The sequence below is a fragment of the Fervidobacterium sp. 2310opik-2 genome (assembly GCF_011057735.1).
Classification (GTDB): Bacteria; Thermotogota; Thermotogae; order Thermotogales; family Fervidobacteriaceae; genus Fervidobacterium; species Fervidobacterium nodosum.
In genome coordinates this window covers 68,979-83,146 of record NZ_LNGG01000004.1, presented here as the reverse complement: position 1 = coordinate 83,146, position 14,168 = coordinate 68,979, and the positions used below count along the sequence as shown (strand labels likewise).

Here is a 14,168-nt window from a genome sequence, read left to right as displayed (position 1 = left end):
ATTAATAATAGCAGCGTCGAGGAAATATTCCTCGGCGCTTTTTCGTTTTTTATGGTAAAATTAATTGCAATAAATCACTAAAAAGTAGGTGAAGCTATGCGCGTAAGGCTTTTAGCTGTCACAGATATCCACGGTGTTATAGCTACAATGGAAAGCGATGACATTAGTTGGGGGAGTAGAGAAGATAAGGCTTTATTTAAAGAAATTACCACAAGTTCTGGCGTTGTAGTTATGGGGCGAAAGACATTTGAAAGCATTGGAAAAAAACTCCCTAATAGATTTAATGTTGTGTTGACTAAAAAAACAATTGAATATTTTGAAAATTTAGATTATAAACCTGATTTAATACTATCTTGTAGTTCTCGTGAGGCGGTTGAAACATTAAATAAGATGGGATATAATGATATTTGCGTTATTGGTGGTCAAAGTGTTTTCACTCAATTTCTAAATGAAGGTATAGTTACTGACATCCATCTTACCATTGAACCTGTAATTTTACCCGGCAATTTTTACTTATTTTCCAATGAAATCACAAGAAAATTCGATTTAATTCTACAAAATATAAGGAAATTGAACGATGTTGGGACAATAAACATACATTACATTATAAAATACTGAACTTAATCTTTATCCTTCATCCTGAAAAATTAAACGGATGTTTGAAAAAAGATAAATAATCTGGTAAAATACATAAGATAGTTATTAACATTTTATTTTTAATTCTAACTATATAAACTGTTGGAGGTGGGGAAATGGTTGCGAAGGATAAACGCACAGTAGTGCTTGTAGGGCATAACGGTTCCGGTAAATCTGCTTTAATGGTTAGCGCGTTAAACCTCGGAGGTTTTAACGTAACAAAAAAAGATATCGATTCAGATCCTATTGAAGTCCAAAGAGGAGCAAGTATTAACTCGCATGTTGGAACATTTAAATACGAAGGCAAACAAATTACATTGATTGATACACCGGGTTTCAGTGATTTTATAGGTGAAGTTATAAGCGCGGTATTTGTTTCAGAAAACGTTCTAAGTGTTGTAAACGCAACAGCTGGCGTTGAAATTCAAACAGAAAGAACATGGGCTCTAGCAAATGAAATGGAAAAGCCCATTATGGTTTTTGTCAACCAAATGGATAAAGAAAGAGCAAGCTTTGATAATTCCATTGCTTCATTGAAAGAAAGATTTGAAGCTAAAATAGTTCCAGTTGTTTATCCAATAGGTCAAGAAGCAAGTTTTAAAGGTATCGTTGACTTACTATCAGGAAAAGCCTATATATATGAAAATGGAAAGGCCAAAGAAACAGATATCCCTGCAGATTTGAAAGACAAAGTAGAAGAAGTTAAAATGTCAATAATGGAAGACATTGTCTCTCTTGACGATGCGTTGATGGAAAAATATTTTGCAGAAGAACCAATATCTGCGGAAGAGCTTTGGAATGCTTTGAGAAAAGGTTTTATTGAAAGACAAATTGTACCTATCTTCGCAGGTTCAGCTGAGAAAAACATAGGAGTTGATTTCTTACTTAAAGCGATTAACGCACTAGGTGCATCACCTCTTGAAGTCAAACCTTACAAAGCGAAATTGGAAAGTGGCGATGAAGTAGAAATAATCCCATCAGAAACAGATCCGCTTGTAGGATACACATTTAAAGCAGTTGTTGACCCATTTGTTGGTAAGTTGAGTTTTATTAAAATAATATCTGGAAATATGAAACCTGGAGATGCATTCAACAACGTTACAAGAGGGACTCAAGAAAAAGCAGGCCACTTATACTTTGCAAAAGGTAAGGAAACATATGAAATAGAAGAAGTCTCATGTGGTGATATCGTTGTTCTTCCAAAATTAAAGGATAGCGGAGTTAAAGATACAATAACACATAAAGATAGAAAACTCACGATAATTTCTCCAGAATATCCAGAACCGATGATTTCAAAGAGTGTCAATCCAAAATCAAAGTCAGATATAGATAAAATCAGTAACGGTCTTAGCAGACTTGCCGATTCAGACCCAACGTTTGCATGGGAATTTGACCCAGAAACATCCGAAACTGTTATTTCAGGTATCGGTGGAATGCACCTTGACGTAATGGTTGAAAGATTGAAGAACATATTTGGTGTCGATGTCGAAGTTGGTAAACCAAAGATAGCATACAGAGAAACAATTTTAGGTAAAGCGGAATCCGAACACAAACACAAAAAACAATCTGGTGGACATGGTCAATACGGACACGTAAAAATATTGCTCGAACCAGCTGAAAGAGGAACCGGTTTTGAATTTGTTGATAAGATCGTTGGTGGAGTTATACCAAGAAACTTTATTCCATCCGTTGAAAAAGGTATTAGAGAAGCTATGAAGAAAGGTGTATTGGCGGCTTACCCTGTCGTCGATGTCAGAGTTACACTCTTCGATGGTTCATACCACGAAGTTGACTCTTCAGATATTTCATTCCAAATTGCCGCTATACAAGCTTTCAAAAAAGGTATGCAACAAGCAAAGCCTGTTTTACTTGAACCTGTGATGTACGTAGAAGTATTTACACCAGATGAAAATGCGGGAGATGTCATGGGCGATATCAGCTCAAGAAGAGGAAGACCTATGGGAATGGAACCTGCGGGTAAAGGTATTACCGTTGTAAAAGCAGAAGTACCACTTGCGGAAATGTTAGATTTCCAAGGAAGGCTTTCATCAATAACAAGTGGTAGAGGATACTTTACTATGAAATTTGAAAAGTACGACGTTGTTCCACCAAATATCCAAGAAAAAATTATAGCCGAACGTAAGAAATATCTTGAAGAACAAGCTGAAGAATAATAAACATAATAATTTATTCATAATTTATTCAGACGGGCTGATTTTTTCAGCCCGTTTTTGTTTTCTTATTTTTTAGGAAATAATAATATGAAGCAAGAAAATTAAATATGGAGAAGTTTAAAAAGTCAAAGTGAGAAAAGCAATTCGAGGTGGATTTATGCAAAAAAAAGCAAAAATTTTAACTATACTTTTCGGTATTATTTTTGCTATAGTTCTTATCTTTATATTATTTTTGTACGGTTATTCAACTTTCCTTGAAAAACAAATTTACGGAGAAGGCGCAAGTGTATTCCAAGGGTGGAGAAGTTATGTGAGTTATCTTTTCTCCAAAATACCATTTGTAAAAAATTTTATAAATTACGAAGGTTTAGAAGTAATGACCGCTAGAGAGTATTTCGAAAAAATATATGAAAATTACAGTGCACAACTAGAGGAAAAAATAAAAGAAATCGAAAACAGAGAAAAAGAACTTTCATCAAAAGAAGCCAAAGTCGATAATTTGATTAATTCAATAAAGGCTATAGAGGAAAGTTGGAAGGAAAAAAAGCTTAAGGAAGAAATAAGCAAGGTTGAAGATACAATTAGTCTAAAAAGATTGCAAGACATAGTTGATACATTTGTGAATTCAGATGCGGCACAGTTGAGAAGACTTATGAACGCAGATAATATGTCAGTAGATACACTCGCGCTTGTATTTTCAAAACTAGCTCCCGATGTAAGGGCAGAAATGGTACAAGAACTTACAGCAGTAAATCCTGTAAAAGCAGCTCAAGTTTTAGAAAAAATGGGAGGAGTAGACCAAATAATAAGCGATATAGATTTCAAAATAGAAGAATTAAAAAACACAATTTCCGATTTGGTAAATACAGAAGCAGAATTAGTTACGCTCAGTGGTTTTAGTAAAGGTTTATCTTCTTTCTTGAATAAAATGAGTTATGAGGAACTCTGGAATTTTATCTTGAAGATAAAATCAAGACCGGATTTAGTATTTTATTTACTATCGAACGTCGACCACCAAACAATGGTTAGGTTACTTAAAGACATTAAAGACAACGACGAACAACTATTTATAGAAATAATAAATAAGGGAGTGAGATTTTGATTAACATTGTAAACTTAACAAAATTGATTCAGTCTCAACCGCCAGAGATTGCTAATGAGATATTAAAAAAATTAGAAAATCAAAAAGAATATGGAAACAAGCCTTTTGAAGAAATTCTGAAGGAAATAATAGAACAACTAAATTACACGAAAGAAGAAAATAAAAAGTATCAAAGCGTTCAACAGAACGTTCAACAAAATCTTAAGCAACAAAACATTCAAGCCAATAGTCTTGAAAAGGATCTTTCTGAAATTAATAAATTACAAGTTGATAAAGCAAAAGAGGAAAAAGAAATAGGCAGTATATTTGAGAATAAAAATGTTTTCAAAAGTACTGAGAATACCATTAGAAAAGAAAAAGTACTTTCCTAAAGTGTTGGAAATGAAAATTCTAATGAAATTGAGAAAGATACAAAAGAAACTTCAGAAGAAAATGTAACTACCGAAAAATCTGAGCAAATGGAAACAATAAAAATACATAAAGGAAATAAAAATGAAGAAAATAGTGTTGAAAACGACCAGCAAATTAAATTAACAGAAAAAGATTTGGAATTTTTAAATAAGGAATTATCGAAATTACAAAGTGAAATTGAAAAAGAAGGAAAAAAGTCAACGCTAATTGCTTCTTCCGAAAGGTTTGAACCAAAAGCGCAAACAAATTCAAGTGCACTCGAGAAAAATGATTATAATGCACTTACACAAAAATCAGAGGAAAAATTACAAATCCCTAAACAAAAAAGAGAGTTAATTCAAAAACAAGATCCAAATATAAATATTACACCAGAAAAAATTGAAGCTCGAACCGTTGATAAAAATCCTAAAAAAGAAAATGGCGTTATGGAAAAGTCAAATAATAAGTCTGTATTAGATAAAAATACAGATAATTTTTTTGTGCTTGATAATCAAAAATACACAAAAGAGAATATGGATAAATTAGTCAATAGGATTCCAAAAAGTTATGGCAATAATTCTGAGACCAAAAACCCAAAAAATGAAACGAAAAATATACAGAATAATCAAGTAAAAGTAGATTTAAACAAAAATACACAGAAAAATGTGAATTTATTAGAAAAGTCGAATGAAAACAAAAATCAAGAAGCTTATATTCAAGTCAATATATCACAAGATAAACTCGAGAAAATCCACACCAATTCTCCAGAAACACTCACAAAAGAAAAATCAAAAATAATTTATAAAGAAGATTATATTAAGCAACCTAACCAAAAAACAACAAATGAAAATAAGAAAGATTACATTTCGCAATTTTCAACAAGCTATATTACCAATATATCAACCTCATCTAATACACAAAAAGATACGATTCAAAACACTAAAGTTGGTAATATCAATATCAACGTTAACTACCAATCTCAAAGTTCAAATGGCAAAAAAGAAAACTATGTTAAGCAAAACGATTTGATAACATCAAACAATGACATCAAAAATGTACTAAATGAAATAAACAATATTGTTATTGCTTTTAATAATCTCAATATGTCATCCCAAACCAACCAAGCAGATCAAAGCAATCTAAAAAATAAAACAATTCTCAACTATGTTGCCAACTATGTTAATGAAATCACCAAACAGGAACAGAAACAACAAAATTCAAATATTCTAGATTTAAGTGTAAATACTAATATAAAACCTAAGAATCTTGCACAAAATGTCCAAGAGAAATATGAAGACAATGAAATAATTTCAGATCTTTCAAAATCGATAATTCAACTTAAAGCCATTGTAGATATAGCTAACTTAGAAAATTTAAATATTAAAAACACCAAAGATACAGACTCAAAATCATCTTTACAACTAGGTGTTAAGACAAATGACCCTACTTATATTATTAATCCACATTCAACCATTATCGAAAATTCTACAGATTTTTCTAATAACACTTTAAATAATTCAAAAAATTCACAGACAAACCCATATCCTGACAATTCTAAAAATAATTTTCAAAATGAATTAAATGAATTAAGGAATAACACCTATGAGACATCGAAAAATAATTTAGAAGTAAAATCTCTAAAGATTGAATACAACAATAAAAATCAGCAAAAACTGGAATCAGAGATTGAAAAATCAAATTATGAAGACAGGCCAAAAGTTTCAAACAAATTCATAGAAAGACTTGCGGAAATGACTTACAGAAATTTAGAGCAAAAAAATGACGTATCATCTACTACTCAAACTAATAGGTTTGAGTTAGCAGAACGACTTCAATCTTCAAGAAACCTTGAGCAAATTTATGAAAAGATTAGAGAATTTTCATTATCAAATAGAATTGAGGAACGAGTCCAAATGAAATTGTTACCAGAAAATCTTGGAAATCTCGATATAGAAATGAGAAAAGAAGGTAAACAAATAACACTTCTTTTCATAGCAGAAAATGAAAAAGCTAAAGATACAATCGAGAAGAATATACACATCTTGCGTGATAGATTAAGTAACTTAGATCTTGAAGTAAGAAATGTAGAGATTAAAACCAAGGAAGAAGAAAAATATTACGAACATGAAAGAAATGACCATCAAAATTCACAACAACAACAACGAAATGAAGAAAATCAAAAAAGAAAATACACCTACGAAGAGGTGATTGAAGATGATGATGAACGTAAACGCGATGTCTAATCTATTCTCAGCGTCAACCGATCGAACCACGAAAAAAGATTTAGATAAAGAAGCTTTTTTAAAGTTGCTAATCACACAACTCAAGAGCCAAGACCCACTTGAGCCTATGAAGGATAGAGACTTCATAGCTCAAATGTCTCAATTATCATCACTTGAGCAGGTTATGAACATGAGTAAATCGGTCCAAAATTTCGTTGACACCGCTGCTCAACTTTACAGAACGCAGGCCGTATCTATGATTGGTAAGACCGCGGTTGTAAAAACAAATGTTATCAACGTTGAAAATGGTGTACCTGAATCAAAGGTATTTAAGTTAGAATCTCCAGCGAACATTGTAATAAAAATATTTGATTCAAACGGGAAATTAATAAAAGAAGAGAAAATTGGTCAAGTTGAGGCAGGAATGCAACTCTTCGCTTGGGATGGAAAAGACGAAAATGGCACAAAAGTAAAAGATGGTAGATACACATTTAAGATATTAAAAACAACTCCAGATGGCGGGTATGAAGAAATTCCAAGTGTTGAAAGCGGAATTGTGTCGGGTGTTCAATTTGATGGAAATAAAATAAATGTTATAGTTAGCAACAAAATATACGACATATCAGAAATTTCCGAAATACATGCGTAAAATAATAAAAATCTTATAGAGGGGTGAACTATGTATGATGAGATCGCTCTACAGTGGTGTTTCAGGTTTACAAGGATTTCAACAAGAAATTGATGTAGTAAGTAACAATATAGCGAATGTAAATACCATAGGATTTAAAGGCGCACGTGTAACGTACGCAACTAATTTTTCGCAAATTCTTGATATGTCAAGAAGAGCAACAAACAGCACGGGTGGAACAAACCCAAAACAGATAGGCTACGGTATAAGGGTAGCTTCTATCGATAAAATAATGAACCAGGGAAGCTTCCAAAATACAGGTAAAAAAACAGACTTAGCAATTCAAGGCGAGGGTTTCTTTATACTTTCAAACGGGCAAAGACAATTTTTCACACGTGCCGGTAACTTTGACCTTGATTTGAACGGTACCATTGTTCAACCAACAACAGGGTTAAAATTACAAGGTTGGGTTGCAGAAGTAGATCCCATGTCTGGAAGAAGGTACGTTGATACTAATAAGCCCATTAGTAACATACAAATTTCTTCCGGGCTAAGTATGGCAGCCAAGCAAACAACAAGAATGACCATGGCCGGTAATTTGGATGCACGCGTTGGCCCTGAAAAATTTGTCATTGCAATAAACGGTTACGGTGGTAGAACCATAAACACGAAAGTTTCGTTTGAAAGAGACTTTGGAGCACTTCAGGATACTTTTAGCGATTATCAAGTGTACTTAGGGAAAATAGATGCGAATTTGGACGATAAAGTAGATGGAAAAGTTTATATAAAATTTGACAAATTTGGTAATGTTGTAAATGCTGGAGCAATTAAACAAAAATTATCGGGTACAGCTTCCGGTGGAGCTTTGACCTTAACTAATCCTATTCAACAACAAGACGGAAACTATTTGTTTATTATCAGAGATAGCAATGGAAAAATTGTTGACACATTATCAAGGAACGTTTTAAATGGTTCGGTCACAGAAGCCATAACATCTGAAAAACTTGTTGATGGTCAAACTTACAGTGTAGAAATTGCCGCGTCAACACAAGAAGTGGTTCCACTTGATATGCAATTTGATTACCAAACAGTAGCATCAACAGCAAATGGTCAACTTTCAAATAATTTTACAGTTCAATACGTAGTTGAAAACCTTGATGGAACACCTGTGGCTATAGCACCACAAAATATAACAAGTTCTGGGACTCAGAGTATATCAGATGCAGCTTTGACCCCAGGAACACAATATAGGGTAAAGGTTATGATAAACGGTAAAGTCTTTGGTTCAGAAGTTGTAACAGCGACAACTGATGGTGCTAATGGTCGTATATCATTTGAATATACTCAAGGAAAATACGGTGTTATAAGAACAGTAAGAGACAGCGTTTCCGGAAATGTTATAGGAACTTATAACGTACTTTTAACAAACGGTGCAAATACGATATACGATGATAATTTTATAAGTGGTAATTCTTACATCGACGAAATATATCAACCTTCAAAGGTTGATATGATAACAATACCAGGTGCTGGTGAGCCAAGATTCTATGAAGCAGATAATCCAACTAATTTCTCTGTTGTTTCATTTAAATCCCCGTTCTACACAACATCAACCCAAGTTTACGATTCGTTAGGTAATCCATACACACTCTATATCGATTTTGTGAAACTTGCATCTGTGTATGGAAACCATGAAAATGCTTGGGCATTTAGAATCAGAAGCGCATCTGGTGAAAACATAAAATACCTATCTAATTATGATACAGCAACCGAAATCACCGGTGGTACTTGTGGAGTATTAAGATTCGATAAAACTGGTAGACTTCTTGGAGTTAATTCATTTGATCCATCAACTGGTAGAATTTCGGAAGGTGAAAATGTAGATGCTATATTGTTCAATGCTGGCGAAAATGGAGACGGTATTGTTAAGATAAAACTTGATTTAAACAGTATGACTCAATTTGCAGCCCTTGCCGATGCATTCGTAAAAAACCAAGATGGTAATGCACAAGGGGTACTTGAATCTTTCTCAATATCAGAAAATGGTGACATAATCGGATCGTTCACAAACGGACTTGTTGACGTACTTGGAAAAGTAGCACTTGCAACATTTAACAACCCAGCAGGTTTATTAGAACTTGGAAACTCACTATACGGTGAAAGTGCAAATAGTGGCACAGCAAGAATAGGTCAACCAAGTAAAGGTGGTTTTGGCTCACTTGTAGCAGGTGCGCTTGAAATGTCAAATGTTGATCTTTCGGAAGAATTCACAAAATTGATAATTGCTCAAAGAGGTTTCCAAGCAAACGCTAGAACAATAACAACAGCAGATCAAATTCTACAAGAGGTTGTAAACCTCAGAAGATAATGAAAATAGCTTAAAATATCTTAGAATCATATACGGAGGATAATTATGATTCGACTTACAGGACTTAATGGAAAAGAATTTTACTTGAACGCTGAATACATTGAGAAGATAGAAGCAAATCCGGATACGACAATTACATTATTTAATGGAAAAAAATACATCGTTGCCGAACCTGTTGAAGAAGTAGTAAAAAGAGTGCTTGAGTATAAGAAAAAAATAATTTTACCACCAAGACCTTCAGAAGAATAGTTTAATCGAAAAAACATTATATGTATCATACGGTAGGTGATGTTTGGTGGATATAACTGTTCTTATAGGTGTTGTTTTAGGATTTGGAATGATGGTTTATGGTATAATAAGTGGTTCAGGTGACTTTGCGACATTTATTAATATACCATCATTAGTAATTACAGTGGGTGGTGCTATTTCATCTGCCATTACAGCAAACAAAAAGAATGTTGTTTTTGGTATAGTAAAAGTTATAATGGGAGCTATAAAAGAGCCAAAGATAGATTACGTTGGCACGTTGAGAACGCTTGTTAGTTTTTCCGAAAAAGCTCGAAGGGAAGGTTTACTATCACTTGAGGCTAACATAGAAGAAATCCAAGATCCATATTTTAAAAAAGCCATTCAACTTGTCGTTGATGGAACTGAGCCCGAAGTTTTGAGGAACATGATGGAAATCGAAATTGATATGGCAACAGCAGAAATGATGGACCAAAAAGCTTTTTTTGACTCACTTGGAACATTTGGACCAGCATTTGGAATGATAGGTACTTTGGTTGGTCTTATACAAATGCTTAAAAGTTTGAACAACCCTGAAACGTTGGGACCATCGATGGCGGTTGCGCTTATAACAACATTGTATGGTTCTATCCTTGCTAACATTGTTGGAATACCAGTTGCAGAAAAAATTGCTAAAAGGGCGGCTGATTTGGAAGTTTTCAAAAGAATGATATTAGAAGGCATCATATCTATACAAGCTGGGGAAAACCCAAGAGTGCTTGAGGAAAAGTTGAAATCTTATTTACCATCTCAGGAAAGGACAAAGTATGAAGCACAAGTCCAAGGAGCTGGTGCTTAGTGGCTAAAAAGGAAAAGTGTGTTTGTAAGTCCGTTCCTGAATGGCTTAATACATACGGAGATATGGTTACATTACTTTTGACGTTCTTCGTTTTGTTATTCTCAATGTCGACAATAACTCCCGGTAAATTCCAACAGGTAGTTGTAGGTATAACCGTTGCGTTAAAAGGTAATCCACCAAGCGTTTTAACTGGTGGTCAAACACTTAGCGAAGAGGCGCTTATCTCAAGTAAACCAGGGGTTTATCAAGAATTATTAAGAATCTCAGAAGAATATAAGGGAAAAATAACTATAGAAGACAAAGATGAAGGTACTTTAATAACTTTGACAAATTTTAAAATATTCGAACCAGCAAGTGCACGACTTACAGCAGAAGCCAAAGAAATTATTGAAAAGTTAGGAGCGGTAATAATCGAACACACTTCAAATATTATTGAAGTTCGCGGATATGCCGATGATAGACCTCTGACGCCTGATTCGATATACCCATCAAATTGGCATTTAAGTAGCGCACGTGCCTCTACCGTTGTTAATTTCATGCTCACTGAACTTAAACAAAAAAGGTATGTATTGAGACTTGCTGATATTCGATCTGGATTGTTTGACATTGATTATTTTTATGCTCCAGACAGATTTGTACCAATTGGAAAAGGCGATGTAGATGTTAACAAGGAGTTGAAATCTTTAAAAGCAAACTTTGATTTTGATATTTCAAAACTTCAAAATGATTATGCAAATGGTAAAATATCATTAGAAGAATATCAAACAAAAAGGGCACAAATTACGTCAAAATACAATGAGGATATAGAAAATACAAGGAGAAAACATAGGAAAATCGAAATAATGATAAAAAGAGAAACGAGAGGTGGATAAAGATGCCAGAAGAAATGGAACAACAACAAGAACAAGGTGGTAAAAAACCTAATCCGATAATGGGAATTTTAAAGTTGGTAGGAATACCTTTGATAGTTTCGTTGGTCGTTACTTTAGCAGTATTCTTTCTTCTTGGCCAAAATAAACAACCACAACAACAACAAGAACAACAACAGGTAACAGCTCCAACTCAAATCAAAGCCGTTGTGATTCAAGCTGGAAAATTTCAAACATTTATGTTAAAGGGTGGAAGAGATGTTGTTGTAATCGATTCATTAACACTTCTCGTTGGTAGCGAACCTTGTCGTGCAGCAGTCGCAGACAAAAACGATGAAATAATGGACGCGTTGAGCATAATTTTTCTAAGCAAAGAAAGATTCGAGTTAACGACACCTGCAGGTATTGATTTATTGAAAAAACAAATTAGGGAAGCGGTAAATGAAATAACAGGATTTACAGGTGAAAAGGAAAAATTCGGGGTAATTAATGTATACATATATGTGAAATCAATAAGTAGCGTTCAATAAAGCATAAAACCTAAAAATTAAGAAAATAAAACAGGAGTGATTTGTTTGTCAGATGTTCTCAGCCAGGAAGAAATAGACCGTTTATTGGCTGCGTTATCTCAAGGAGAAGTTAATATAGAGGAAGTAAAAAAGGAGGGCGAAGAGAAAAAAATCCGTACCTATGATTTTTTGCGCCCTCAAAAGTTTTCAAAGGAGCAAATTAGAACCGTTCAAATGATTCATGAAAACTTTGCTAGAAGCGTTTCCACTTATCTTTCAGGAAAGTTAAGGTCATTCACATCCGTAAATGTCGTTGGAATAGACCAGTTAACATACGATGAATACATGAAATCGATTGGAAATCCATCCTTTATAACCATCTTCACAGCTAGGGAATTCGTTGGAAGCTCTATTCTGAATATTAATCTAGAGATATTCTATGGTATATTAGACGTTCTGCTCGGTGGACCTGGGGAAGTTATCGATGCTAAGCGAGTACCAACGGAAATCGAAATAGGAATTATAAAGAAAGAAATAGTTAATATTTTAACTTCTCTTTCACAAGCTTGGGCTTCCGTTCATCCATTTATACCTGTCGTTGAATCAACGGAAACAAATCCTCAGTTTGTTCAAGTTGTTCCAAGCAATGAAATGGTACTTGCGGTAACTTTTTTCGTGAATTTTGGAAAAATCGAAGGATACATGAGCATATGTTGGCCATCTTCTGTAATTGAACCAATAGGTGAAAAATTAACGACACAAAGTTGGTTTAAAATAAAACAGAAAGAAGTTACACAAGAATTAGTAGAAAATCTTAAGCTTAACATAAAAAAAGCAAAGCTAGATGTCATTGCTAAAATTGGAGAAACTAAACTAACGCTAGGTGAAATATTAACCTTGGAAGTAGGTGACGTAATTAGATTGCGTGAACACTACGATGACCCAATAAAGATAGAAGTAAATGGTAAAACCAAGTTCCTTGGTAAGCCTGGGCAGTTTAAAGGTAACTATGCAGTAAAAATTACTGAAGTTATCGAGGAAGGTGAAGAAGAATGATAGCAGACGATTTCCTCTCCCAAGAAGAGTTAGATGCATTATTGGGACAATTAACAGGTAACGAATCGCTAACTGATATAGAAAAAGACATGATAGGTGAAGTCGGCAACATAATCCTTGGCAGTGGTGCTACAGCTCTTTCAAGTATACTTGGAAGAAAAGTTGATATTTCAATACCCGAAGTTGAGGTAAAAACTCTTAAAGATTTAAGAAGTGAAATTGCTGGAGAAAAAGTTACTGTTATAATACATTTTGAAGGTGCAGTTGAAGGATTAAATGCTCTTGTTCTTGAAAAAAAGACCGCCGCTGAGATTGCCGATATCATGATGGGAGGACTTGGAAAAGTTGAGAGCGATGAACTAGACGAGATGAAATTAAGTGCTGTTGGTGAAGCAATGAACCAAATGATGGGGTCTGCTGCTACATCCCTCTCTGACATGATTAAAAAAAGCGTAAATATAACACCTCCGACCATTGAAATTCTTAATTTTGACAACGCGGAAACAAAATTTCCACCAATCGGGGAAGATGCTGATAAAGTAGCAAAAGTTAATTTCACAATGTCAATAGAAGATTTAGAACCTGCAAAATTTTTCCTAGCAATGCCCATACCATTTGTGAAAAAATTGTACGAAATGATATTCGGCAGTTCTGAACAGCAAAAAGCTACTTCTCAAACTCAAAAAACACAAACACAAAGTATACCAAGTGCTCCAATACACAAAGAAAAAACAGCCGTTGCAGCAAGGCCTGTACAATTTGAAGACTTTGGAAAATCCCCATCAGTTCAAGAGCAAACACAAGTTATGGACGAAAGATTACAATTGCTATTTGATATACCTCTAAACGTAACTGTCGAATTGGGCAGAACAAAATTATCGCTCAAAGAGATTATGGAGCTTGGCGTTGGTTCATTGATTGAGCTTGATAAACTTACCGGTGAGCCGGTTGATGTTTATGTAAACAACAAACTTATTGCGCACGGGGAAGTTGTTGTTATAGATGAAAACTTCGGTGTAAGAATTACTGAAATCGTCAGCCCAAAAGAGAGATTATATGGATTGAAGTGAATAAACATATAAATCAATAAAATCGGTCGGTAAAAACCGACCGATTTATTTATCTATGAT

At 34.0% G+C, this 14,168-nt stretch carries 13 protein-coding genes; all 13 read left to right on the top strand.

Annotated features, from left to right (window positions below):
- The first annotated feature begins 96 nt into the window (after nt 1-96).
- The 13 genes from AS161_RS02270 (at nt 97) to fliY (ending at nt 14,108) form a co-directional block, all read left to right on the top strand.
- The gene (locus tag AS161_RS02270; protein WP_041257230.1) at nt 97-618 is read left to right on the top strand and encodes a dihydrofolate reductase; all 522 of its coding nucleotides are present in this window, start codon (nt 97-99) and stop codon (nt 616-618) included.
- Nucleotides 619-752: 134 nt separating this feature from the next.
- Entirely contained in the window at nt 753-2,810 is a 2,058-nt protein-coding gene (gene fusA, locus AS161_RS02265; RefSeq protein WP_164541648.1) for an elongation factor G, read from the top strand.
- 157 nt (nt 2,811-2,967) lie between these two features.
- The gene (locus AS161_RS02260; RefSeq protein ID WP_164541647.1) at nt 2,968-3,912 is read left to right on the top strand and encodes a hypothetical protein; all 945 of its coding nucleotides are present in this window, start codon (nt 2,968-2,970) and stop codon (nt 3,910-3,912) included.
- Nucleotides 3,909-4,283 carry a hypothetical protein gene (locus AS161_RS02255; RefSeq protein WP_164541646.1) on the top strand — a complete coding sequence of 125 codons (375 nt, stop codon included), beginning with the start codon at nt 3,909-3,911 and terminating at the stop codon, nt 4,281-4,283. Before AS161_RS02260 ends, AS161_RS02255 begins: the two co-directional genes overlap by 4 nt.
- An 87-nt stretch (nt 4,284-4,370) precedes the next feature.
- Nucleotides 4,371-6,545: a flagellar hook-length control protein FliK gene (locus AS161_RS02250; protein ID WP_164541645.1), complete on the top strand. Its 2,175-nt coding sequence runs from the start codon at nt 4,371-4,373 to the stop codon at nt 6,543-6,545.
- Nucleotides 6,517-7,173, top strand: coding sequence for a flagellar hook assembly protein FlgD (locus AS161_RS02245; RefSeq protein ID WP_206518745.1), 657 nt, complete (start codon nt 6,517-6,519; stop codon nt 7,171-7,173). Before AS161_RS02250 ends, AS161_RS02245 begins: the two co-directional genes overlap by 29 nt.
- 34 nt (nt 7,174-7,207) lie before the next feature.
- Complete coding sequence (locus tag AS161_RS02240) at nt 7,208-9,520, top strand: flagellar hook-basal body complex protein (RefSeq protein ID WP_164541644.1); 2,313 nt, start codon at nt 7,208-7,210, stop codon at nt 9,518-9,520.
- 45 nt (nt 9,521-9,565) lie between these two features.
- Complete coding sequence (locus AS161_RS02235) at nt 9,566-9,769, top strand: flagellar FlbD family protein (protein ID WP_011994684.1); 204 nt, start codon at nt 9,566-9,568, stop codon at nt 9,767-9,769.
- 46 nt (nt 9,770-9,815) lie between these two features.
- On the top strand, nt 9,816-10,604 hold the full coding sequence (locus tag AS161_RS02230; RefSeq protein ID WP_011994683.1) for a motility protein A: 789 nt from the start codon (nt 9,816-9,818) through the stop codon (nt 10,602-10,604).
- Entirely contained in the window at nt 10,604-11,476 is an 873-nt protein-coding gene (locus AS161_RS02225) for a flagellar motor protein MotB (RefSeq protein WP_164541643.1), read from the top strand. Before AS161_RS02230 ends, AS161_RS02225 begins: the two co-directional genes overlap by 1 nt.
- A gap of 2 nt (nt 11,477-11,478) precedes the next feature.
- Nucleotides 11,479-12,003 carry a flagellar basal body-associated FliL family protein gene (locus tag AS161_RS02220; protein WP_164541642.1) on the top strand — a complete coding sequence of 175 codons (525 nt, stop codon included), beginning with the start codon at nt 11,479-11,481 and terminating at the stop codon, nt 12,001-12,003.
- A gap of 45 nt (nt 12,004-12,048) precedes the next feature.
- On the top strand, nt 12,049-13,038 hold the full coding sequence (gene fliM, locus AS161_RS02215) for a flagellar motor switch protein FliM (RefSeq protein ID WP_164541641.1): 990 nt from the start codon (nt 12,049-12,051) through the stop codon (nt 13,036-13,038).
- Nucleotides 13,035-14,108, top strand: coding sequence for a flagellar motor switch phosphatase FliY (gene fliY / locus AS161_RS02210; RefSeq protein WP_164541640.1), 1,074 nt, complete (start codon nt 13,035-13,037; stop codon nt 14,106-14,108). Before fliM ends, fliY begins: the two co-directional genes overlap by 4 nt.
- Nucleotides 14,109-14,168: the final 60 nt, after the last annotated feature.

Bases quoted from the DNA above. Each gene is read 5' to 3' on its own strand.
- AS161_RS02250 (WP_164541645.1), top strand. From the start codon at position 4,371: ATGGAAACAATAAAAATACATAAAGGAAATAAAAATGAAGAAAATAGT.
- AS161_RS02235 (WP_011994684.1), top strand. From the start codon at position 9,566: ATGATTCGACTTACAGGACTTAATGGAAAAGAATTTTACTTGAACGCT.
- AS161_RS02270 (WP_041257230.1), top strand. From the start codon at position 97: ATGCGCGTAAGGCTTTTAGCTGTCACAGATATCCACGGTGTTATAGCT.
- AS161_RS02245 (WP_206518745.1), top strand. From the start codon at position 6,517: ATGATGATGAACGTAAACGCGATGTCTAATCTATTCTCAGCGTCAACC.
- AS161_RS02260 (WP_164541647.1), top strand. From the start codon at position 2,968: ATGCAAAAAAAAGCAAAAATTTTAACTATACTTTTCGGTATTATTTTT.
- AS161_RS02240 (WP_164541644.1), top strand. From the start codon at position 7,208: ATGATGAGATCGCTCTACAGTGGTGTTTCAGGTTTACAAGGATTTCAA.
- fusA (WP_164541648.1), top strand. From the start codon at position 753: ATGGTTGCGAAGGATAAACGCACAGTAGTGCTTGTAGGGCATAACGGT.
- AS161_RS02220 (WP_164541642.1), top strand. From the start codon at position 11,479: ATGCCAGAAGAAATGGAACAACAACAAGAACAAGGTGGTAAAAAACCT.
- fliY (WP_164541640.1), top strand. From the start codon at position 13,035: ATGATAGCAGACGATTTCCTCTCCCAAGAAGAGTTAGATGCATTATTG.